The organism is Roseibium alexandrii DFL-11 (assembly GCF_000158095.2).
GTDB classification, from domain to species: domain Bacteria; phylum Pseudomonadota; class Alphaproteobacteria; order Rhizobiales; family Stappiaceae; genus Roseibium; species Roseibium alexandrii.
Genome location: NZ_CM011002.1, coordinates 4,184,865 through 4,207,127, shown reverse-complemented (window position 1 = coordinate 4,207,127; position 22,263 = coordinate 4,184,865). Strand labels below are relative to the sequence as shown.

The window sequence follows — 22,263 nt, the reverse complement described above, 5'->3', positions numbered from 1 at the left end:
CCAAGTTTGCGGTCCGAGCCAATAGACCGCCTGGGAGATTTCGGTTGGCCGGCTGGGGAAAGATGTTGAGCCAAACCCCGCCAGGCCGGAAAGCCGCCATTTCTGGCGACCGTCCATAAGTTCGATTTACATGCGCTGAGAGCCGGTTCCGAATTCCGGATAAGCTTCGACACCGACCTCGACTTTGTCGAGACCCAGAGCCTCTTCCTCTTCGGAGACCCGGATACCCATGGCAGCTTTCAGGATGAACCAGACGATGCCGGATGCAACCAGTGTGAACACACCGTAGGAAACGATACCGACGATTTGGGTGCCGTAGGATGCACCGTCGTTGGACAGCGGTACAATCAGCGTGCCCCAGATACCTGCAATCAGGTGGACCGGGATTGCGCCGACAACGTCGTCGATTTTCAGCTTGTCGAGCAGCGGTACAGTGAAGACAACGATCACACCACCGATGGCACCAATGAAGACGGCTTGCCACACGCTCGGAGCCAGCGGTTCAGCTGTGATGGATACAAGACCTGCCAAAGCACCGTTAAGAGCCATTGTGACGTCGACTTTTTTGTACATGACCTGGGTCAGGATGACCGCAGCGACAACACCGGCAGCAGCAGCCATGTTGGTGTTAGCAAAGATACGGGAGATGTCGCTTACGTCACCGATGGACCCCATTGCGAGCTGGGATGCACCGTTGAAGCCGAACCAGCCGAGCCACAGGATGAAGGTACCCAGTGTTGCAAGCGGCATGGAAGAACCCGGCATCGGGTGAACGGCACCGTCCGTACCATATTTGCCTTTACGGGCACCGAGGATGATGGCGCCAGCAAGAGCTGCCCAGCCACCGACGGAGTGAACTAGTGTGGAACCGGCAAAGTCGGAGAAGCCCATTTCAGAGAGCCAACCTGCACCCCACTGCCAAGAACCTGCGATCGGGTAGATGAAGCCGGTAAGGACAACGGTGAAGATCAGGAATGGCCACAGCTTGATGCGCTCAGCCAGTGTGCCGGAAACGATAGACGCTGCGGTTGCTACAAACACCATCTGGAAGAACCAGTCAGACGCGGTGGAGTAACCGGTGTCCAGCGCGTCGCCGCCAACCGGATCGAAGGAATATGGCCCGAAGGAGCCCATGAACCCGCCGTCAACGCCGGTGTACATCAGATTGTAGCCGGTGATCCAGAACATCAGACCTGCGATGGAGTACAGGGAGATGTTCTTCAAGCACTGCATGGAGACGTTCTTGGAGCGAACGAGGCCGGCTTCTAGCATGGCGAAACCAGCGGCCATCCACATGACCAAGAAACCACCGATCAAGAACAACAGCGTGTTGAAGATATAGGCGACTTCCGGCGTGACGGCCGGAGCGGCTTCAGTATCCTGAGCCAGTACCGGCAAGGCGGAGAGGCTCAGGAGAGCCAGCGATGCCGCGCCCTTAGCGACAAGTTTTTTCATGAGTACGTTTCCTTACCTGAATGTCAAAGAGCTTCGGCGTCGGTTTCGCCGGTGCGGATGCGAACAACTTGATCGATGGAGTAGACAAAGATCTTGCCGTCCCCGATCTGACCGGTTTTGGCAGCTCCGGAGATCACCTCAACGACTTTGTCGACGGATCCGCCGTCCACGGCGACTTCGATCTTCAGCTTCGGAAGGAAGCTGACAGCATATTCGGTTCCGCGGTAGATTTCGGTATGACCCTTTTGGCGGCCGTAGCCCTTCACTTCTGTAACCGTGAGCCCCTGGATGCCGATGCCGGTCAAGGCATCACGCACTTCGTCGAGCTTGAACGGCTTGATGATGGCCATCACTATTTTCATTGCTCGTTCCATTCCCCTCTTTAGTGCCCCTTCCCGGCGAAGAAGCTCCGCAACCGATCCGCCTGTTTGTCCGTTGTTCCCCTCTGGATGGGCCCTGGATCTTGGTGGCGCCGACAATCGGCACACGAACCGGTGTTGCGATCTTCTTTACAAAGACCGTGCCAACTTGAAGATTTGATTCAATAAACGGCTGTTTTCCGGCGTTTACCGGTTAAGAATTTTAACGGCGAGCAGATTTTCGAGCGGGGTAGTGATGGTTTTTCAGGCAACAATTTTGCACAATATTTAAACAGACAAGCTCAACTTGTTTAAATAATAGGCAAGGTTTTGTGCAGCGCACACACGCATAAAAAAACGGCAGATCCGAAGATCTGCCGCAAACGCAATATGGAAGGCCGTAAGGTTAGGCGGAGAAACCGCCAGCTCTTAGGAAGGCGATCTCGGCTTCGGTAGACGCCCGGCCCAAAACGTCATTTCTGTGCGGGAAACGGCCGAAGCGGCGGATGACATCCATGTGGATCAGAGCGTAGTGATAAAACTCCATGTTTCCGAGCGGCTGGCACAAATCCACCGCACGCTCCTGAAGCTGCATATCTTCAGCGTGCTCAAAGGGCAGATAAAAGAATACCCGAACCGCCTTCGGGAAGGCCTTGTCATATCCACGTGAGACAGCCGCCTCTGCTATCGCAACCGCTTTTGGATCGGCGGCAAATGCTTCTGCTGATCCTCGGAAGACGTTCCGGGTGAACTGGTCCAGCAGAAGAATCAAAGCTAGGGCACCACTCGGCGTTTCAGCCCATTCATCCAGGTCGCCCTGCTGTGCCGCCTTGATCGTAGCAAGGAACGTGTCCCGGCAGCGCGCATCAAAACCATCATCGCGCGCAAACCATTTCTCTGCGCCCGCTTCCCACCAAAAGTCCAGGACGTCTATCGGACTTACCAGACCATCGCTCATCAAAGGATCCTCTTTTCACGGCACCACCAGGGTATTCTCGGCGCCCGTTTCCAGGATATATATGCAAGTTAAGCAAGGTGCTGTGAATGGAGTTCTGCGCGTGACCGAAAACACCCTGGATTTGATTGGCCTGAAATGCCCCCTTCCGGTTCTGAAAACAAAAAAAGCACTTTCAAGACTGAATGCCGGAGCAGAACTCACTGTCCAAACGACGGATCCGATGGCGGAAATTGACATCCCGCACTTCTGTCAGGAACAGGGCCATACATTGGTCGACAAAGAGAAGACCGAAACAGGGCACAGCTTCGTGATCCGGAAGGGCTAAACCGTTTTACTGGATAAACGGAAACGAACCGCAGAGTTCGGAGCCGGCTCTTTGGATGCCCCCAAACGCCGGAACATTCGTCACGGCGCGATTATTTACCCGCGATCTGATCGATCTTTTTCGCAAGCTTCAAATCCAAGGCACTCAGTCCACCGACGTCGTGTGTTGCCAAAGTGATCTCGACAGTGTTGTAAACGTTAAACCACTCAGGGTGATGGTTCATCTTCTCCGCGGCCAGGGCAACTTGTGTCATGAACCCAAATGCTTCCAAAAAATCACCAAATTTGAAAGTCGCGGTGATTGCATCCCGGCCATTGACGAGTTGCCAGTTCTCTAGGCTCTCCAAACCAGCAGCGCGCTCCTCCGGCGTCAGCTTTTCAACCATGCTTCACTCCCTTTAAGAAGGCTGTCTGCATCTTGCCGACACCCTTGATTTCAACAGCATCTCGCTCTTGAAAGTCGAAATTTGACCCGGCCATACTACGAAATGCGTCTGTCACCTGGATCTCACCAGCCACGGAATGCGATTCCATACGGCTCGCAACGTTTACGGCATCTCCCCAGACATCGTAGGAAAACCGCCGCTTTCCGATCACACCGGCAATGGCTGGTCCAGTATGAATACCAATCCGCAGGTTCAGATGCACACCGCTGAGCGGTTCACTGGACTGGATCACACCCATCATCTTGAGCGCCAGATGACCGACCGCGACCGCTGCATCATGAGCAGGACCATGAAGGCCACCAACCACCATGTACGCATCTCCAATCGTCTTGATTTTTTCAACGCCAAACTCTTCAACCAAATGATCGAAATCCCGAAACAGGCCATCAAGAAACCCAACCACCTCCTCCGGTTGAAGGTTCCGCGCAGCCGGAGTGAACCCCACAAGATCTGCAAAGAGGACGGTCACAGCCTCATGCCGATCAGCAATGCGAGTTTCCGGCGCTTTTTTTAGCCGGTCCGCGATTGCCCGAGGCATGATGGTCTCGATCAAGGTTTCGGCCCGCTCGTGTTCGGCTGCCAATGCAGCTTCAGCGCGATGCAACGCCGTCAAGGCATATACAATCAACACACTGGAGATGATCAGAACATTGACCATGACTTGCGCTGCCAATTGCTTTCGAAAGGCAAGGTCATGAGGCATCACAGGTCCAACGTCAGGCGCAAAAACATACGTGGAGACCAGCAGAACCAGAGCAAGACAGAAACAGCCTGCGAAAAGGCGCCAATGTCCCACCCCAAAGAAGATGAAGGCCGCACCTCCAAGTGCAAAATAGGCCTGCGTCCCGCTTTCCAGACCCAGCGACCAAACCACGAAAGTGTTTCCGGCCGCGATCACCAATACAAAATAGATCGCCGCAACGTTGTCGCCAAAGCGATGCAATCGCGAGGTCACAGCAAACAGGCAGATCATGATGATCCCATAAATGCTGAGCGGCATCAGTTCATAAAATGCATAGGTCAGGTTTTGGATCGTATGAAACAGGTTGTCGGCAATGCCAACCAGCGCCGAAACGTTGACGACCATTTGCCGGCGCCGGACATATGGATCCGTTGAGCTTATTCCGGCAGATGCCAGCCCCTTAAGCCAAACGGGCCATTTGACCTTGCGTAGTCTTTCGATCACCGCCAAACCCGACGCCTTCATTCGTTGCTTCTCACAGATGTTTGTTCTGATCGCTCAAAACACGGCACCTTGCACTCTGAGGGATGTACTTCAAAACGTGTTCCCGACAGCAAATGTCAGGATCGCAGCCGATCCGCTTGACAGCGGCGACTATGCCCGGTTGATAGGCTTATGACTTCAGTACTTTTCGTCTGCCTTGGCAACATCTGCCGCTCTCCGCTCGCCGAAGGGGTTTTTCGGACCACAGTGGAAAAAGCCGGATTGAGCGATCGGTTCCTAATCGATTCAGCCGGAACAGGCGGTTGGCATGCGGGAGATCCTCCGGATCCGCGATCGATTGAGGTCGCCGCACGGCACGGAATCGACTTGACCGCACAACGGGCCCGTCAGGTGACAGATCGCGACTTTGAGAAGTTCAGTATCATTCTGGCGATGGATTCAGACAACCTAAGCACACTTAAATCACGCACCAGGAAAGGCCATCCGGGCCTGCGTTTGTTCCTGAACTCTCCGCCAACCAATGTGCCGGATCCCTATTATGGCGGCGAGGATGGATTTGAACAGGTCTACGAAATGATTGTTGGCGGCAGCCAGACACTGCTTAACTCTTTAGACAAAGATAGTGACACGTGAACCATAGGGTTCATAAATCCGTCTCAGTCGCCGCGCTAATCAGGGTTTGATCGTTTCAATTTCTGGCGCTGAAATGAAAATCCTGTGGTGGTCGTTGGCTGCTATTCTCATCGTGCTCGGCTTGGCGACCGTATGGTTGCCGATCCCGACTGGCGTACCGCTTTTGGCGCTCGGCAGTGTCGTCATCATCGGCACAAGCCGGAGCGCAGCCCGCCACTTGCGCAAACGCCGCAAGTCAGCACCGCACCTGAATTGCATGATCACCTGGGTGGAAGACCGGTCGCCATTGCGATTTGCCCGGATCCTCAAACGCACTCGGCCGAGAAAAAAGTGACCCGTTGGGCTCTTTAGCTCTCCGACTGTGCGCTCCCGGAACCGCGAAGGGCTTGACGTAACCGGACAAGAAGCCGTTTTGCCAAACGACGCAGCCGACGGCCGTTTCGGGTGAACCACTCGTCCAGCCCCTGATCCGTCATCAGTGGCGGTTTCTTCAAATATAGCAGCCAATAAACGCTCAGGATCACAAGGAACGTCAGCCCCCAGGACAACATGGTGTCGGAGAAGAAATGCCCGCCGAAGGCGACCCGGTTGATTGACAGGATCAGACACAGCGGCAGCACAAACGCGAGAACCGCCTTCCGCCAAGAAGCTGGAACCAGAAACGCCATCGTCACAAGCCAGATACCTGCAGCCCCTTCGCCGGACGTAAACGAGCAATTCCGTTCGCAGTAATCGGTCATTTTCCAGACCGGTTGAAACGGCAACTCCCCGCCGAACTCTTCGATCGAGCGTGGCCGTGGGCGGCCCCAGTTGTCCTTCAGGATCGAGTTGACCAGGATGCCCGGTCCCAGGATCAATGTGGAGATGAGAAACACCGGCTTTCGCAGCGGCACGATTGGAGGCCGGCCCGGCAGCAACAACTTGATCACCAAAATGGCCACCGAACAGATGGCGATCGTTTGAACCAGATACGGTCCAAGATGCCGGACTTTTTGCAGGAACGGATTGTGTTGCGCCCAAAAGCCATCCGTTTGACTGTAGAAAAGACCGCTTACCCACAAATCGGTTTGGGGAAAGGCCAGAAAAAACGCAGACACCAGCGCGACATAGGCGATGGTGGCCAAGAACGGATGTGCGATGCACCAGGCAACAGCTTTGCTTGAGGCAATGTTCTGGATATGCTTTGTCAAACGCGTGTCGATCATGGCCGCTGTTTAGCGCATCCCTGTTGCCCATCCAATCTTTTCCTACCGGTTTTGTCCGGTCTTCTTCGTAAAATCATCGATTGTTCCATGACCACTGACCCGAAACTCCAGTCAAACATTGTTCAACTGCATGCAGCAAAGCAGCCAACGATCGAGTTCTGGTACGAATTCGGGTCTACTTACAGTTACTTGTCTGCAATGCGGATCGAAACACAGGCCCGGGATGCCGGGGTAAGTTTGTCCTGGAGGCCATTCCTGCTCGGCCCGATTTTCAAAAAAAGCGGTTGGGACACCTCGCCGTTCAACCTCTATCCGGCCAAAGGCCGTTACATGTGGCGGGATATGGAACGCCAATGCGCCCGCTATGGCCTGCCGCTCACCATCCCGGATCCATTCCCTCAATCCGGATTGCTGGCTGCGCGAATTGCTCAGGTGGGGCGGACACAGCCCTGGATCGGCGACTTCACGCGCGCCGTTTTTGTTGCCGAGTTCGGCAGCGGCGAGGATATTTCCGATGAAGCCTTTTTGGCGCATCTCCTCCTGGAAGCTGGCGCTCCAGCCAAGGAAGTCCTGGAAGCTTCAAAATCACCTGACATCAAAGACGCCTTGCGCGCGTCTGTCGGCGAAGCGGAAGAAAAAGGCATCTTCGGCGCACCCAGTTTCGTGCTTCAAACTGGCGAACTGTTCTGGGGCGATGATCGCCTCGCAGATGCACTCGAAATGGCAGCTGAGATCGCAAAAGCCTAGAGCAGGCCCGTAAGGTGGGTCAGCCCCCCTGCGGCTGGCTAGATCCAGTGAACACTCTTGAGTTGCTTCGCTCTTACGAGCACATCGTAAAGAGCAGACGGCGCCAGCGGTTTGCCCAAACCCTCCAGAAACCCAGCCTTGCGCAGCAAATTGTCGCCAAAAGCTTCCAGAGCTGCAGTCACCGCAATGAGCGGCAGCTCCTCGGCCGGCCGGTTCTTGCGCAACTCTTGAGCAACTTCAAGACCGCCCATGCCGGGCATGTGCAGATCCAGAAGAACGGCCCCATATTCTCTCTCCAGAGCCAGTTTGATCGCGTCCTCGCCCGAATGGGAAATGTCGGAGGTAACTCCAAAGGACTCCAACAAGGCTGCGAGCAGACGGCAATTGGTTTCATTGTCGTCAACGATCAGGACATGGTCAGGAAGTTCATTGTCTTCAGCGCCCGTTTTCGAAGCGTTTTTGGTGCCTTTGAGACCGGGTGCGGCTGGCTTAACTGGGATTTGCACCTCAAACCGGCTGCCGCCGGTCTCCGGGGAGGAGTGGTTCAAAACACCGCCCATTTGCCGGACCGTCTGAGCAATCCCCCAAAGACCGAGGCCGCTACCTGAAGTGTTTTCCTGAGCTTTCCTTCCCCTGACAAAAGGGCGAAACAGATCCTCCCTTTCCGTAGGGTCAATACCCGGCCCTGTATCAGTGATTGAGAGACTGACCCAGTAGGCGTCTGCAGTGCTCGCATTCGATTGCTCGGTGGATCCAAGCTGCTTTTCCGGAAACGGACAGGAGATGACCTCAACACTGATACCGCCTCTCTTCGTGTACTTGATAGCATTGTCGAGCAAGGCGGAGGCCGCGCGCCTGAGCTGGCCGGCAGCACCCGTCTGGCACGCGCCAGCCGTGTCCTGAAGCCGGACCGTGAGTTTCAGACCTTTTTTCTCAGCAGCGACGCGGAACAGATCCGCACAATCGTGAACAAGGGATGATATTGAAACGGCTGCATCTTCACCCGCATCCCCAGGAGCTGCATCCGTGATCAGTTCCGTTGTCATCTGTTCCAAGGAGTCGATGGCCCGCATCAGCACAGACAGTTGCTCCGCTTGCGCATCGTTCAAAGGCCCTGTTTCGATCAGCTCAGCAGTTAACCGCATGGCGCCTAAGGGCGTGCGCAAATCATGCGCCAAAAGCGCAAGATTGACACTGTCCTCATCGTATTCAGCCATGCGGCGCAACCCCAATTCAAAACGGATAGCATCAGGGGCTTGCGTCCCGATCTCCAGCGAACCAGTATGACAGACTTGCTTACCTTCCCCGTTGGCCGGTGTCCACCAGCCATACTCTAGCCCCTTCAAAGGCATGTTTGTTCAAACACTCACAATCGTTGCCCCTGTCTTTCTGCTGATCGGCTTTGGATACGGCCTGGCCCGAACCAAAATCCTCAGCATGAAGGTAAGCGAAGCGCTCGGCGAATTTGTCTATGTGGTCGCCATTCCGATCCTGATTTTCCGGACGCTTGTGACAGCGGATCTGTCGGCAGGACTGCCATGGGCGCTTTGGGCGAGTTATTTTCTTGGGATCGCGTGCGCCTGGGCTCTTGGAACCCTCGTCATTCGCAAAGGCTTCGGACGCGATGCCCGTGCAGGTGCGATCGGGGCCATTTCAGCGGCCTTTGCAAATACAATTCTGGTGGGCCTGCCGCTGATCGCAGCGGTTTACGGGGATGACGGCCTGGTCCCCTTGCTGCTTATTGTCTCCATCCACCTGGCTTTCATGACCGTTTTGATGGCAATCGTGATGGAGCGGGCCGCTGCCCATGACAGCGGCGGGAAAAGCCCACCGGTGCTGACCTTGATTAAAAGCGCCGCGAAAAGCTTGATCCGAAATCCACTAGTGATCACCATCATCGCCGCGTTCTGCTGGCGCTTGACCGGGTTTGAAATGTCGTCTTTGGCAAGTGACCTGCTGAACCGGATCGGCGCAACCGCATTGCCTCTCGCCCTGATTTCGCTGGGTATGAGCCTTGTTCAATATGGAATGCGCGGTAACATATTGCCCGGGCTGCTTCTGTCGGCCATCAAGATTGTCATCATGCCGGCAACCGTTTTCTCGTTGGGATATTTTGTCTTCAACTTGCCCCCACTCTGGGTGGCGGTCTCCACCCTGACTGCCGCCTGCCCGACCGGGATCAACGCCTACGTTTTCGCGAACAAATACGGCACTGGTCACGCCATGTCAGCGAACGCGATCACCGTAACCACGGCACTTGCCGTTTTGACGACAAGTCTTTGGATCTGGTTCCTGGAGTACGTCCTCAGTTTGTGAGTCTCATGCCGTGTGGACGAAGCTAAAGTCCGATGCGTCTGCGAAGCTCCACATGCGTCACGCCGGATACCTTTAAAGAACGCAGGCTCGTGTCCTGGTTTGACTTGGACAATTTGCGGCCATCATCACCAAGGATCAGCCGGTGATGGCGGTATCGGGGCTCCGGCAAATTCAGCAAATGCTGAAGCACGCGATGGACGCTGGTTGCAGCATAGAGATCCTGACCTCGCAGCACATCCGTGATTCCCTGGCGCGCATCATCGATGACAACGGAGAGATGATAGCTCGTCGGCGTGTCTTTCCGGGCCAAAACCACATCTCCCCAGGATGCAGCATCCGCAGCGATGGTTTTTGCCGGTTCGAACAATGCTGGACCTTCCGCCCCGAACTCCTGCCAGGTGAGCGGTTCGTCAATGCGGCCCAGAGCAGCCGTCATATCAAGCCGGAGCGCAAAGGGCGCATCGCTCTGAGCCCGTTCCTGTATTTCCGCTTCGCTCAAGACCACATCGTCTCCGGGATAGAGCGGTGCGCCATCCGGATCCCGTGGCCAAGGGATGCCCTTTTCTTCAAAGGCCGCGACGAAGCGTTTGATCTCGGCCCGCGTCAGGTAGGCTGGATAGACCAGCCCGAGGTCCTGAAGCTTTTCCAGCGCCGACCGGTAATGCGGAAAGGCTTCCGACTGACGCAGCACAGGCTCATTTAGCGGCACCCCAAGCCATGCCAGATCCTCAAACATGTCTCGCTCCAGGTCAGGCGTGCACCGGGTCTGATCAATGTCTTCAATACGCACCAGGAACCGGCCATGCAACGCCACAGCCGCCCGGGCATTCAGCAAGGCCGATAAGGCATGGCCAAGGTGCAAATGACCATTCGGAGAAGGCGCGAAACGAAAGACAGGCTCAGTCATGAAGCTTGAGAACGGTTGATTGGAAGCTGCGGGTCTTTTACGGCTAACCGTTCCTATCATTCCAAAGCCCCTGCGCAAGCATGGAGATCGTCGAAGTCCCGTGATGAGGCCAATTCACACAGAAGATGACTTGAACCGGTTGCTTTCGGAGCTTCTCGCCGCGAATCCACGCTTGCGGAGCATTTCCGAGAGGGCGGGGTCGCTGCCCCTGCGCCGTCGGCCAGCCGACTTTGAAGGCCTGGCGCATATCATTACCGGCCAGCAAGTCTCCGTCGCCAGCGCGAGCGCAATCTTTGCCCGCTTGCAGACCTTGGTCACGCCATTGACCGCTGAGAGCCTGGCCTGCTTTAGCGATGAAGATCTGGCCGCGGTTGGCTTGTCCAAACCCAAAATCCGAACCCTGCGCGCCGTAACAACAGCCTGCGAGAATGGGCTCGATTTAGCCGGTCTGGCAACGGCCCCGGCCGAAGACGCGCACAACCAATTGTGTGAGATCAAAGGGATCGGGCGATGGACCGCCGACATATTTCTCCTGTTTTGCGCAGGCCACCCGGACATTTTTCCAAGCGGAGACCTCGCCCTTCAAATCGCCGTTTGCGATGCGTTCGAATTGAGGGAGAAGCCGGATGTCAAAACACTGGACCGGATTGCCTCAGATTGGGCACCGAACAGAGGCGTGGCAGCTCGGTTGTTATGGGCCTGGTACCGTGTTCAGAAACAGGGCAAGGAAACCCTGCCGGTCTAATCGGAAACCATCGAACTGAGATACATCGCCCGTAAAAACTTCTACGCTAAGGCTTCATGACAATGGCCCTAGAAAGAACCTGATGATGCAATGAGAACTGTTGTCTGTATTTTCGCAATGCTGTTTGTGTTTTTCCACACACCCGCATTTGCCAGCGAACCGCTTTCAGCTTCTGAAAACAGATGGGCACGGATGTCGAACGCCTGCCAGGCTGAACTTGGCCTCTCGGCAGATCAATGCGGCTGCATTTTCACCAAGTCACTGGACACAAATCTTTCCAACGTTGATCTCTCATTTTACTACGCCAACGAACCGGACCGGCTCTCTGCGCAAGCACTCGCCAAGTTGGATGAACTTCGTCAAATTTGCACGACAGACGGGACGGCCGGTGGCTCGAGTCAGCCAAGTGAACACACCGCCTTGTGTGAGAGCAAAAGCAATATGGATGCGCCCCGTTGCACCTGTTTCTTGCGAAAAACCACTGCGGCCAACTACGCATCCAATGATGTTGAAATGTTCCTGCGCGGGCGTGCATCGAAGGTGAGCGACTTCAGCCTCTACACTGAGATGACCATTCATCTTCTGGATTGCGAGAAGGAAGTCATTCAAGGCCGTTAGGCGCTGCCATTCTGAACACGCGGGACGCTTGCCGAATGCCTCTAAGAGGACACGGCCTCAATCATGGAGCCGGCAGAACGGATCAACAGCTCGATATCTTCTGGCCGCGACAAACGGTGATCACCGTCCGGCACGACCGTAAATGTAACGTCATCCTGCGGCAGGGCTTGCACGAGCCGTTCCGCGTGTCCCAGCGGAACATCCGGGTCCAACGCGCCTTGCAGAATGGTTATCGGCACTCCGACATGAAGAGAGCTGCCGAACAGCAAATGAGACCGCCCGTCTTCGATCAACTTGCGGGTGATGACATAAGGATCATCACTGTATTCGGACGGCTGCTCCCAGCGTCCATGCTGTAAGATCGCTGCGCGAATATCGTCCGAGAACCGCTCTTTCCACATCAGCTCCTCTGTGAAATCAGTCGCCGGCGCAATCAAAATCAAACCCTTTATCCGGCTTGTTTCCTTGCGTGAGAGAGCCAAGAGAAGCGCAATCCATCCACCCATGGACGAGCCGACAAGGATGGTTTCGCCGCCCGTGCAGGTGTCGAACACCGCCTCGGCTTCCTCAAGCCAATTGGACACGCACGCCTCTTCGAAATCCCCTTCTGAAGTCCCATGCCCGGAATAGTCAAAGCGAACCGCTTCCTGCCCTCGCTCCCGAGCAAATTCAGACAGGGCCTCGGCCTTGGTTCCGCTCATGTCAGACTTGAAACCCGGCAGCCACATGAGACCAGGCGATCTTCCTGCATCTTTCCGGACAGCGATTTTCCGCCTCTGACCGTTTTTTCCGACCTCAATGAATTGCGGTTCCGCCGCGCCCATACTATGGCTCTCTTTCAGTTTCTTCTGCTGGTGTCCTTTGGCACAGCCATCCGTCATTTAAAAGAGCGCCCGGAGCCCTGCTGGTGTCCCTGCCCACCGCCCCAACCGTTTTGCAAGTGATCCCCGATCTGAATTCGGGGGGAGCGGAACGCACGACTGTCGACATTGCCCGCGCTCTTATCGCTGCAGGTGGAACCGCACTCGTAGCAAGTCAGGGCGGGCAGATGGTGCGCGAGTTGGAAGATATCGGCGCCCAGCATTTCACACTGCCGGTCAAATCGAAAAACCCGATCACGCTTTGGAAAAATGCGGGCCTGTTGAGCGATCTGATCCGCGCGCAGAACGTTGACATCATTCACGCCCGAAGCCGGGCTCCGGCCTGGTCTGCGCTCTTCGCTGCCCGGCGGACACATATTCCGTTCGTCACAACCTATCATGGCAGCTACAGCCAATCGAATGCAGTCAAAGGCCTTTACAATTCAATCATGGCCCGCGGCGACACCGTCATTGCGAACTCCAAATACATTGCCGGTCTCATCACCGACCGGCATCCCTTTGCGAAAGACCGCATCACCGTGATCCATCGCGGCTCCGATTTGAAAGGTCTCGCACCGGAGAATGTCAGTGCCTTGCGCCGGCAGGCCCTGAAAGACAGTTGGGGCGTTCCCACAGGCCGCCCGATCGTAATGAACATGGCCCGCCTCACGAGCTGGAAAGGCCAGAAGGTTTTGATCCAGGCTATGAGCACGCTGAAGGCCTCGGGGCCAACGGCACCGATTGCCATTCTTGCCGGCGACGCTCAAGGCCGGGACGGATATGTGGCTGAGTTGAAGCAGTTGATTGCCGATTGGAACCTGCAGGATCAGGTCAGGCTGGTCGGCCATTGCGCAGACGTGCCGGCGGCCATGGCACTATCGGATCTGGCCGTTGTTGCCTCGATCGAACCAGAGGCCTTCGGCCGGGCCGCTGTTGAAGCACAAGCTGCCCGTGTTCCAGTCATCGTTTCTGACCTTGGCGCCGTGCCCGAAACCGTGCTGGCACCGCCCGATGTTTCTGAAGGAGATCGTACTGGTTGGCGCGTCCCGCCTGGTGACAGCGATGCACTGGCCTCGGCGATCAAGACTGCGCTTGCACTATCAGCAGAAGACCGGCTCGCACTGACAGGCCGAGGCCTGACCCATGCGAGCCGGAATTTTACCGTTGAAACAATGTGCGCCAAGACGCTCGACGTTTATGCCAAGCTGCTGGATTCTTGATCGTACCGTTTAAGCCGCCCGGATCTGGCCGAGGAAGCGATTCACTTCATCGCGCAGCAGATTGGACTGTTCGGTCAGGTCATTGATGCTGGACTGCACCGCATGCGTGGCGTCGCTCGATTCCACCGATGCGTCCTTCACAACCTTGATGCTGTCCGAAACATCCCGGGTACCATTCGCGGCCTGGGCTACGTTTTCAGCTACGCTTTGGGTCGTTGCGCCCTGCTCTTCCATGGCGGAAGCGATCGCGGTCGAAGACTGGTCGAGATCGCGCATGACGTCCCCGATCTTGGCGATCGACCCTACTGCGGTTTTCGTTTCCAGCTGGATTTCAGTCACAAGCTGCGAGATGTTTTCCGTAGCCTTGGCCGTTTCGTTGGCAAGCGCCTTCACTTCACTTGCAACAACCGCGAAACCCTTCCCGGCTTCACCGGCACGGGCCGACTCGATCGTTGCGTTGAGTGCAAGGAGGTTGGTCTGTTCGGCAATATCTGAAATCATCGAAACGACTTCACCGATGCGGTCGGCCATATTGGCCAGAGATTCCATCTGAGCGGCAGTCCCCGACACGTCCTGCGCAGCGCTCTTCGACGCCGCAGACGCTCGGATTATCTGCTGATTAATCTCGCTGATTGACGCGGTCATTTCCTCGGCAGCGGATGCAACGACAGAGACATTTTCCGTGGTCTGGGCAGATGCAGATGCAGCGACTTCGGCACGTTCGCTGGTGTTTTCCGAAACACGCGCCATGGTCTGAGCGCTCTGATCCAGATTGGCCGCCGTGCTGGAAACACGCTCCACGATGGCACCGACTGAAGCTTCGAACTGGCTTGCCAGGTTCTCCATGAACGCGCGTTTTTCTTCCTCAGACCGGGCTGTGCGATCCTGTTGCTCTTGTTCAAGCTCTTGGGTCCGGATAGCGTTTGCGCGGAAGACTTCCACGGCACGGGCGATGCTGCCGATTTCGTTGCTGCGATCCGCATACGCGACGGTCACGTCATTGTTGCCGCCCGCCAGTTCTTCCATGACTTCAGTCAGATCGTTGATCGGGCGCGTGATGCTACGACCGATCAGCCAACCAAGACCAATCGCCAGGATCAAACTGATCGACCCGATCACAAGGAAGAGATTGTTCGAAAAACTGCGGGCAGATTCGAGACCGGCACTTGCGGCCTGTTTGCCAAGATAGGCCGCTTCGGACAGCTTTGCCCAATCCGGCATAATCTTCGCGAATGTCTCGTCCGCGGCTGCGACTTGTGCGTCGATGAATTGTGCTTTTTCTGCGAATTTTTTGAAAGCCGCCTGGTATGTGTCAAGAAGCGCACTGATTTCTTTTTGCTCTGCATCCGGCAAACCGCTGTTGGGAAGCATATCTGCAAATTCACTGCGCCGGTCATCGATCCGGCCAATGTATTTGTCGGCGCCACGCAGCATGAAGTCCTTTTCGTGGCGGCGCATCATCAACATCTTGACGGTCAGTGCATCGAGGTTCGCTGCTTTTAGACGCTCTTCAACTTTTTGCACGGCAGACCGCAGTTCGCCTTTTAAACCGAGCGTTTCGTCCAAGCCCATTTCTGTCGAATGGGCAACGATCCCGTCGAATTCCGCCTTATGCAGTGCCAATGTGTTTTTCAGGCCTTCAATCAATGGTATCTGATCGGCAGCTTCCGGTTTCTCTGCGGTGAGCTTCAGGAATTCAACAGCTTCGCCATACCGCTCCTCATAGGTGGCTGTAAGCGTTTCATCCTTCGTCAGCAGAAAGTCCTTTTCCAACCGCCGCATGTCTTGCGCCTTCGCCAGCACCTGGGACACGTAATAGTCCATCTGGGAGTATTCAGCGAGGCGATCATTTTCAGTGCTGACAAGCTCCTGGCTATGCCGGGCGACAAAAAACAGCAGAACGATTGCAACAACGGTGATGGCCGATAGACTGCCCACTCGCGCGGCGATCGAGAGATTGGTGATTGACTTCATGATTGCACAGGCTCTTTTTTATTACCGTAAGATGCATTACACAACTCACGAAAGGTAAGTACAGAAGAAGCAAAACGAATTAATTTTCCTTTACGACTGATCTCTGAAAACTGGAAATTTGAATGTATTCCGATTGAATTTTTTTTCAAACTACAACCAAAAGATGATGAATACGGTTAAATACTAAGCCAGCAAACCAATTTCCGAATTATCAATCAAAAACTCAGCGGAAAATGTCTGACGGTCACAATTCGCGTCCACGGAAGCTTCGTCACTGACGCGATCTCACAGGGTCGAGGCAAAATCTTGCGCTTCCGCTGGACATCCGATCCGCAAACCCGCAGATCGTAACTTCGCGAAACACTCAAGCTGCCAGTGGGTAAGCTTCTTCCACCAAGTATGGCCCACCACCAACACTTGATTTTGCAGAGAACAAGACGAACCGGCCTGCAATAAATGGCGGTGCCTGAAAGTTACCGCGTTCACACAACCACTTGGCAACATCTTCATTATTGGATGTTTTACAGCGGGCCAGAGTAACATGGGGCACATACTTGCGCCGCTCTGCCGGCAAGTGAAGCCGTTGCAGAATGCGCTCTTGTTCGCTTTGAAGCTCAGACAGAGCCGATGTCAGCTGTACTCCGGCCCAGACCGCGTGAGGCTTGCCGTTGCCAAAAGACCCGAGACCGTCAAGCCTGATCTCAAGGGGATCGCGGCGGATCCGGTCAAGTGCATCAACCACTTCGTCAGCCGTGCGGTCATCGATATCCCCGATGAAACGCAATGTGATGTGATAGTTTTCCGGATCGATCCAGCGGGCACCCCGAAGGCCTCCCCGGAGCATGGACAACATGAGGGCCGTCTCAGACGGAATCTCAAGGCCTGTAAAAAGCCGCGGCATGGGTGTTCCCTCCGCCAAACGCTGATGTCCCCATCAGGAATCAACTTGATGAAATTGGCAAGACAAAAAACCAACACTTTGAAGACAATGCAGTTTTTGTGTGGAGAGAGATTTCGAGCCGGGCAATTCCTTGCCCGGCTCGAAGGGGAGACCGTGGTTTGATTCTTTTGAAACCGCGACGGTCAGTTACGGCGCGGTGTTGCCGAAATCCTGATGAATCGTGTCGATCTTCTCAAGAACATCGCTGCTTAACGTCACATCGGCCGCAGCAATGTCATTCTCCAGCTGATCCATGCGCGTTGCCCCAAGAATGACGGACGTCATAAAGTCACGGGACTTGGCAAAGGCAATGGCCATTTGCGCCGGATCGAGTCCGGCTTCATCAGCAAGACTGAAATAGGCGTCATAGGCTTCGATCGACCGCGGATGCTCATAGCGTTGGAGGCGGTCAAACAGCACTTTGCGGGAGCCGGCCGGCAATGCGCCGTTCCTGTACTTGCCTGACAGATAGCCCTGCGCGAGCGCGGAGTATCCCAGCAAGCCGACATTCTCGCGTTGGGCAATCTCTGCCAATCCGGTTTCGAAAGTACGGTTGACCAGATTGTAGGTGTTCTGGATCGAGGCAACCCGAGGCAAACCAAGATGCTCGGACGCCGTCACATAACGCATGGTGCCCCAGGAGCTTTCGTTGGAGATCCCGATGTGGCGAACCTTGCCGCTTTTCACCAGGTCCGCCATCACTTCCAGCGTACTTTCGATGCTGTTCTCGTCTTCATGAAGCTCCGGCGGAGCCCAGCGCGTCGGATTGGCGCCGAAGTTGCTCATGTTCCGATCCGGCCAATGGATCTGGTAAAGGTCGATATAGTCGGTCTGGAGGTTTTTCAGGCTTCGGTCGACCGCAAATTCGATTTCCGCACGTGTCAGGCTGGCACCGTTCCCGTGCTCGCGGAACCAATCCATGCCGGTTCGGCCGACAACCTTGGTCGCCAACACAACCTTGTCCCGGTTGCCGGTTTTTTGAAACCATGTGCCGATGATGCGTTCCGTCCGCCCTTGAGTTTCCTTTTTCGGCGGAATTGCATAGAGCTCGGCTGTATCAAAAAAATTGACCCCCTTCTCCAGGGCATAGTCCATTTGAGCATGACCTTCGGCTTCCGTGTTTTGTTCGCCATAGGTCATTGTGCCAAGGCACAATGCGCTGACCTTTATATCCGTGCGGCCAAGCGTGCGCAGTTCCATGAGGGATGTCCTTGCTTATTGGTAATTTGTGTTCGGCGGGATCGGAGATGCCCGAATGCTACTTCTTGGAGGCTTGTGACAGCAACTCTTCGACCGTCGGCAGAATGTTTTCAACAATAACGCCAACGCCTTCCGCATTCGGGTGAATGCCATCGGCGAGATTGAGATCCGGGTTCAGCGCAACACCTTCCAGAAAGAAGGGATAGAGCAACGCGCCATGCGCCTCGGCGATGTCTTTGTAGATCGGATCGAAGGATGCAGCATAGTCCTCACCGAGGTTGCGCGGGGCGAGCATGCCTGCAACCAGCACCGCAATGTCCCTCTCGGCCAAGCGTTTCACGATTTGTGTGAGGTTGTTCCGTGTCAGGTCCGGCTGAATGCCGCGCAAGGCATCATTGGCTCCAAGCTCAACGATGATAGCGTCAGCGTCTGTTCCTACAGACCAGTCGAGCCTGGACAGTCCACTAGAGGAAGTGTCACCGGAAACACCAGCGTTGACCACTTCTACCGAATGCCCCCGTGCATCTAGCGCTTTTTGCAGCTGTTCCGGAAAGCCTTCCCCAGCCTGCAGTTGATATCCGGCCGACAAACTGTCTCCCAGCACAACGAGCTTTAAATCAGCGGCATTTGCAGTGCTGGTTCCTAACCACAACAGAGGCAGCATCAAAAACAGAAAGAAACGATACACTCTAATACACTTTCCTGACTGGAAGACATGGCACAACAGGCCCATATGGTCGCAAAGTGACCACTTGTCGAGGGCATGTGATGGCCATAACGGCCAACATATGACCGTTATAAAGGCCCAAAGATGACGACGATACCAGCCATTGCCCTGAAAAATGTCCACTTGACCCTGGGAGAAGGGGCCGGACAGGTTCACATCTTGAAGGGCATTGATCTGGTGATCGGAAAAAGCACATCCGTTGGCCTGGTCGGACCATCCGGCTCGGGTAAATCGACCCTCCTCATGGTGATGGCCGGACTGGAACGCGCCGATGAGGGATCCGTTGTCGTTGCCGGATCAGAACTCGGCGGACTATCGGAAGACCAGCTGGCCCTCTTCAGGGGCCGGAATGTGGGCATTATCTTTCAGTCGTTTCACCTTGTCCCGAACATGACGGCGCTGGAAAACGTCGCAGTGCCGCTCGAACTTGCCGGCGATGCGGACGCCTTCAAGAAAGCCCAGGCAGAGCTAGAGGCCGTTGGTCTTGGAAAACGCCTGCACCACTATCCGGCGCAGATGTCCGGCGGAGAGCAACAGCGGGTCGCCGTTGCGCGCGCGCTCGTCGTGGAGCCGGAAATCCTGATCGCAGACGAACCGACAGGGAACCTGGACGACAGCACCGGCGCGCAGATCGTCGATCTGATGTTCTCGGCTCAACGCGACCGCAAAACCACACTGGTTCTTGTGACCCACGATCCGGCCCTTGCCGAAAAATGTGACCGGGTCATCCGGGTGCGCTCGGGAGAAATCGAAGAAACCACTCAAAACCTGGCCGCCGCGCAAGAGCAGGTGACCGCATGAGCGGATTTGTGTCCGGCGAGCACGGCCGCAACAACCAGACCTTCCGCCTTGCCCTCCGGTTTGCCTTGCGCGAACTGCGCGGCGGCTTGAAGGGCTTTTACATTTTCATCGCCTGTATCGCGCTTGGCGTTGCTGCGATCTCCGGAGTGACCTCGGTTTCCAGAGCCTTGACCGAAGGAATCTCCCAGGAAGGCCAAGCCATTTTGGGCGGCGATCTGTCCTTCCGCCTGGTTCATCGTCAAGTGAATGAGGACGAGCGCAACTATATCGGCAGTCTCGGCGCGGTCTCAGAAGTTGCAACGTTGCGTGCAATGGCCCGGCGCGCAGACACGGCCGATCAGGCGCTTGTAGAGCTTAAGGCGGTGGATGATGTCTATCCGCTCTATGGCGCGCTCGAACTTCAATCGGGGCAAAACCTTGTCGATGCTCTTGCGCAGCGCAACGGGCGCTGGGGAGCTGTGGCCGAACTGGCCCTGCTGGCCCGTCTTGATGTTGAGGTTGGCGATACGCTGGAACTTGGCCGCACGAGTGTTGAAATCACCGACGTCATTGAAACTGAGCCCGATAAACTCGCGGGCGGCATGGAGTTCGGCCCCCGCCTGATGATCTCCACCGAGGCCATCGGCGCAACTGGTCTTGTTCAGCCCGGCAGTTTGGTCCGCTGGCATTACCGGGTTCGCATGGACCCAGCGCCGAGTATCGGCGAGCTCAAACAAATCGAGGAAGACGCAGAGCAAACCGAAGCCGATGCCGGCTGGCGCGTGCGCTCCAGAGCCAACGCATCTCCCGGCCTGCAGCGCAGCATCGACCGGTTTGCGCAGTTTCTGACGCTTGTTGGTCTTACAGCTCTTGTCGTCGGCGGCGTTGGCGTTGCCAATGCTGTCCGGGCGTTCCTGGAAACAAAACGGGAAGTCATTGCAAGCTTCAAGTGCCTGGGCGCAACAGGCGGGTTCGTCTTCCAGATCTATCTGGTTCAGATGCTGGCGCTTGCCCTGATCGGGATTGGAATCGGGTTGGTCATTGGAGCAATGATCCCGTTTGCCGCTGGTGCTGCACTTTCAAACGTACTTCCGGTCAAACTTGCGGTCGGCATCTATCCAAGCGAACTGGGCCTGGGCCTCGTATACGGCCTCTTGACCGCGCTGGCTTTTGCGCTTTGGCCGCTTGGCCGGGCTCATGATGTTCCACCGACCGCCCTGTTCCGCGATATTGTTGCCGCGGGCTCAAAATGGCCCCGCAAACGCTATCTGTTCGCCACGACTCTCACAGTTGTCATCCTTGCGTCCATCGCCATCTTGCTGGCCTATGACAAGCGGATCGCCACGATCTATATCGCAGCGTCTGCCGGAGCTTTTGTGCTTTTGGTGGTGGTGGCACGGATCATCATGTGGCTCGCCAAACGCCTGCCTCCGGTCCGCTCCACCGAGCTGCGGCTGGCAATCGCGAACATTCACCGTCCTGGTGCCCTGACACCATCCGTCGTTCTATCTCTCGGATTGGGCCTCTCCTTGCTGGTCGCGCTGACGCTGATTGATGGAAACCTCCGCCGGGAGCTCACCGCGACCATCGCCGGAGAGGCGCCGAGTTTCTTCTTTGTCGACATTCAAAGCCACGAGCGCGACGCGTTTGAAACCCTCTTGCGCGAAGAAGCGCCAAACGCGGATCTTCAAAGTGTGCCGATGTTGCGCGGTCGGATTGTCAGCCTCAACGGCATCAGCAGCGATGATTTCGTGCCGGCACAAGAAGGGTCCGACTGGGTTTTGCGCGGCGACCGCGGCATCACTTACGAGGCTGCGCTTCCGCCGAAGTCGGAACTGGCGACCGGCGACTGGTGGCCGCAGGATTATTCCGGCCCCCCGCTGGTGTCCTTTGATGCGGAAGCTGCAACGGACCTCGGCCTCAAAATCGGCGACACCGTTTCGGTGAACGTTCTTGGCCGCGAAATCTCCGCAGAGATCGCAAATACGCGGGACGTGGAATGGCAGTCGCTTGGAATCAACTTTGTCATGGTGTTCTCGCCCAACACATTTGCCGGTGCACCGCATGCGCATCTGATGACCCTTGGCTGGGATGACACCGTCCCCGTGGACACCGAGCTGGCCTTGTTGAAGACCGTCTCCGGCAGCTTCCCGACCGTCACCAGCGTCCGCGTGAAAGATGCGATCTCTCAGGTGAACAATATCGTGGCTCAGCTCGCATGGGCGATCCGCGGCGCCTCCTCCATCACTCTGATTGCCAGCATACTTGTGCTGGCAGGCGCGCTGGCCGCCGGGCATCGCAGCCGTATCTATGACGCCGTCATCCTGAAGACCATTGGCGCCACACGAACACGGCTGATCCTGGCCTATGGCCTTGAATATGCGATCCTTGGCCTGGTTACGGCAGTGTTTGCCGTTTTGGCGGGCGGTATCGCAGCCTGGTATGTCATCACTGCGATCATGGGCGGAACCTTTACGCTGCTGCCAGTCACAGCGTTCAGTGCAGCCCTGATTGCGCTTGTGCTAACCGTCGGGTTCGGTCTGATCGGAACATGGCGCGTTCTCGGGGAAAAACCTGCACCGGTTCTTAGAAACCTCTGATATAGCCAAAGACGGCGTTAACCGTCAGAAAAATTTCATCAAACTCACCGCGAATGTGCGCCG

The 22,263-nt window shown here is 56.0% G+C and carries 23 protein-coding genes; 10 read left to right on the top strand and 13 right to left on the bottom strand.

Features of this window, described 5'->3' with window-relative positions; all coding sequences use genetic code 11:
* Positions 1 to 126: 126 nt before the first annotated feature.
* The 3 genes from SADFL11_RS19455 to SADFL11_RS19445 all read right to left on the bottom strand — a co-directional run bounded on the left by SADFL11_RS19455 (position 127) and on the right by SADFL11_RS19445 (position 2,772).
* Complete coding sequence (locus tag SADFL11_RS19455; RefSeq protein ID WP_008190490.1) at positions 127 to 1,455, bottom strand: ammonium transporter; 1,329 nt, start codon at positions 1,453 to 1,455, stop codon at positions 127 to 129.
* 23 nt (positions 1,456 to 1,478) lie between these two features.
* Positions 1,479 to 1,817, bottom strand: coding sequence for a P-II family nitrogen regulator (locus tag SADFL11_RS19450; RefSeq protein ID WP_040452614.1), 339 nt, complete (start codon positions 1,815 to 1,817; stop codon positions 1,479 to 1,481).
* A gap of 403 nt (positions 1,818 to 2,220) precedes the next feature.
* A complete protein-coding gene (locus SADFL11_RS19445; protein WP_008196623.1) occupies positions 2,221 to 2,772 on the bottom strand; it encodes a DUF924 family protein in 552 nt (183 codons plus the stop codon).
* Positions 2,773 to 2,833: 61 nt separating this feature from the next.
* On the opposite strand from SADFL11_RS19445, the gene SADFL11_RS19440 reads away from it, so the two are divergent.
* Positions 2,834 to 3,097, top strand: a complete 264-nt coding sequence (locus tag SADFL11_RS19440) for a sulfurtransferase TusA family protein (RefSeq protein ID WP_008190667.1) — start codon at positions 2,834 to 2,836, stop codon at positions 3,095 to 3,097.
* Positions 3,098 to 3,188: 91 nt separating this feature from the next.
* Here SADFL11_RS19440 and SADFL11_RS19435 read toward each other — a convergent pair whose 3' ends face one another.
* Positions 3,189 to 3,482: a 4a-hydroxytetrahydrobiopterin dehydratase gene (locus tag SADFL11_RS19435; protein ID WP_008193753.1), complete on the bottom strand. Its 294-nt coding sequence runs from the start codon at positions 3,480 to 3,482 to the stop codon at positions 3,189 to 3,191.
* Positions 3,475 to 4,749 carry an adenylate/guanylate cyclase domain-containing protein gene (locus tag SADFL11_RS19430; RefSeq protein WP_008195917.1) on the bottom strand — a complete coding sequence of 425 codons (1,275 nt, stop codon included), beginning with the start codon at positions 4,747 to 4,749 and terminating at the stop codon, positions 3,475 to 3,477. The genes SADFL11_RS19435 and SADFL11_RS19430 overlap by 8 nt, the downstream gene beginning before the upstream one ends.
* A 150-nt stretch (positions 4,750 to 4,899) precedes the next feature.
* Here SADFL11_RS19430 and SADFL11_RS19425 point away from each other — a divergent pair, with 150 nt between their 5' ends.
* Complete coding sequence (locus SADFL11_RS19425; RefSeq protein ID WP_040451081.1) at positions 4,900 to 5,361, top strand: low molecular weight protein-tyrosine-phosphatase; 462 nt, start codon at positions 4,900 to 4,902, stop codon at positions 5,359 to 5,361.
* Between the two features lie 73 nt (positions 5,362 to 5,434).
* Positions 5,435 to 5,695, top strand: coding sequence for a hypothetical protein (locus tag SADFL11_RS19420; protein WP_008193001.1), 261 nt, complete (start codon positions 5,435 to 5,437; stop codon positions 5,693 to 5,695).
* A 13-nt stretch (positions 5,696 to 5,708) separates the two neighbouring features.
* Here SADFL11_RS19420 and SADFL11_RS19415 read toward each other — a convergent pair whose 3' ends face one another.
* Positions 5,709 to 6,566, bottom strand: a complete 858-nt coding sequence (locus SADFL11_RS19415; RefSeq protein WP_008190788.1) for a phosphatase PAP2 family protein — start codon at positions 6,564 to 6,566, stop codon at positions 5,709 to 5,711.
* 87 nt (positions 6,567 to 6,653) lie between these two features.
* Here SADFL11_RS19415 and SADFL11_RS19410 point away from each other — a divergent pair, with 87 nt between their 5' ends.
* Complete coding sequence (locus SADFL11_RS19410; RefSeq protein WP_050776010.1) at positions 6,654 to 7,313, top strand: 2-hydroxychromene-2-carboxylate isomerase; 660 nt, start codon at positions 6,654 to 6,656, stop codon at positions 7,311 to 7,313.
* 38 nt (positions 7,314 to 7,351) lie between these two features.
* On the opposite strand, the gene SADFL11_RS19405 is transcribed toward SADFL11_RS19410, so the two are convergent.
* Complete coding sequence (locus SADFL11_RS19405) at positions 7,352 to 8,530, bottom strand: ATP-binding response regulator (RefSeq protein WP_134853090.1); 1,179 nt, start codon at positions 8,528 to 8,530, stop codon at positions 7,352 to 7,354.
* Between the two features lie 133 nt (positions 8,531 to 8,663).
* Between SADFL11_RS19405 and SADFL11_RS19400 the strand changes: the two genes are divergently transcribed.
* Complete coding sequence (locus SADFL11_RS19400) at positions 8,664 to 9,629, top strand: AEC family transporter (protein WP_008193684.1); 966 nt, start codon at positions 8,664 to 8,666, stop codon at positions 9,627 to 9,629.
* A gap of 22 nt (positions 9,630 to 9,651) precedes the next feature.
* Here SADFL11_RS19400 and gluQRS read toward each other — a convergent pair whose 3' ends face one another.
* Entirely contained in the window at positions 9,652 to 10,536 is an 885-nt protein-coding gene (gene gluQRS / locus SADFL11_RS19395; protein ID WP_040451082.1) for a tRNA glutamyl-Q(34) synthetase GluQRS, read from the bottom strand.
* A gap of 103 nt (positions 10,537 to 10,639) precedes the next feature.
* Here gluQRS and SADFL11_RS19390 point away from each other — a divergent pair, with 103 nt between their 5' ends.
* Together SADFL11_RS19390 and SADFL11_RS19385 are read left to right on the top strand one after the other, a co-directional pair.
* Entirely contained in the window at positions 10,640 to 11,281 is a 642-nt protein-coding gene (locus SADFL11_RS19390) for a DNA-3-methyladenine glycosylase family protein (protein ID WP_040451083.1), read from the top strand.
* 90 nt (positions 11,282 to 11,371) lie between these two features.
* A complete protein-coding gene (locus tag SADFL11_RS19385) occupies positions 11,372 to 11,899 on the top strand; it encodes a hypothetical protein (RefSeq protein WP_134853089.1) in 528 nt (175 codons plus the stop codon).
* A gap of 41 nt (positions 11,900 to 11,940) precedes the next feature.
* Here the strand turns inward: SADFL11_RS19385 and SADFL11_RS19380 are convergent, their stop codons facing one another.
* Entirely contained in the window at positions 11,941 to 12,780 is an 840-nt protein-coding gene (locus tag SADFL11_RS19380; protein ID WP_008191831.1) for an alpha/beta hydrolase, read from the bottom strand.
* 26 nt (positions 12,781 to 12,806) lie between these two features.
* On the opposite strand from SADFL11_RS19380, the gene SADFL11_RS19375 reads away from it, so the two are divergent.
* A complete protein-coding gene (locus tag SADFL11_RS19375) occupies positions 12,807 to 13,979 on the top strand; it encodes a glycosyltransferase family 4 protein (RefSeq protein ID WP_040451084.1) in 1,173 nt (390 codons plus the stop codon).
* Between the two features lie 9 nt (positions 13,980 to 13,988).
* On the opposite strand, the gene SADFL11_RS19370 is transcribed toward SADFL11_RS19375, so the two are convergent.
* The 4 genes from SADFL11_RS19370 to SADFL11_RS19355 form a co-directional block, all read right to left on the bottom strand.
* A complete protein-coding gene (locus SADFL11_RS19370) occupies positions 13,989 to 15,953 on the bottom strand; it encodes a methyl-accepting chemotaxis protein (RefSeq protein WP_008188954.1) in 1,965 nt (654 codons plus the stop codon).
* A 364-nt stretch (positions 15,954 to 16,317) separates the two neighbouring features.
* Positions 16,318 to 16,854 (bottom strand): RNA 2',3'-cyclic phosphodiesterase, encoded by a 537-nt coding sequence (gene thpR / locus SADFL11_RS19365; protein ID WP_040451085.1) that lies wholly within the window; start codon positions 16,852 to 16,854, stop codon positions 16,318 to 16,320.
* A 186-nt stretch (positions 16,855 to 17,040) separates the two neighbouring features.
* The gene (locus SADFL11_RS19360; protein ID WP_008189455.1) at positions 17,041 to 18,093 is read right to left on the bottom strand and encodes an aldo/keto reductase; all 1,053 of its coding nucleotides are present in this window, start codon (positions 18,091 to 18,093) and stop codon (positions 17,041 to 17,043) included.
* Between the two features lie 58 nt (positions 18,094 to 18,151).
* A complete protein-coding gene (locus SADFL11_RS19355; RefSeq protein ID WP_040451086.1) occupies positions 18,152 to 18,757 on the bottom strand; it encodes an arylesterase in 606 nt (201 codons plus the stop codon).
* Between the two features lie 147 nt (positions 18,758 to 18,904).
* Here SADFL11_RS19355 and SADFL11_RS19350 point away from each other — a divergent pair, with 147 nt between their 5' ends.
* Both SADFL11_RS19350 and SADFL11_RS19345 read left to right on the top strand, forming a co-directional pair.
* Positions 18,905 to 19,621: an ABC transporter ATP-binding protein gene (locus SADFL11_RS19350; RefSeq protein ID WP_008196461.1), complete on the top strand. Its 717-nt coding sequence runs from the start codon at positions 18,905 to 18,907 to the stop codon at positions 19,619 to 19,621.
* Complete coding sequence (locus SADFL11_RS19345; protein ID WP_008190113.1) at positions 19,618 to 22,200, top strand: ABC transporter permease; 2,583 nt, start codon at positions 19,618 to 19,620, stop codon at positions 22,198 to 22,200. The genes SADFL11_RS19350 and SADFL11_RS19345 overlap by 4 nt, the downstream gene beginning before the upstream one ends.
* Positions 22,201 to 22,263 lie beyond the last annotated feature (63 nt).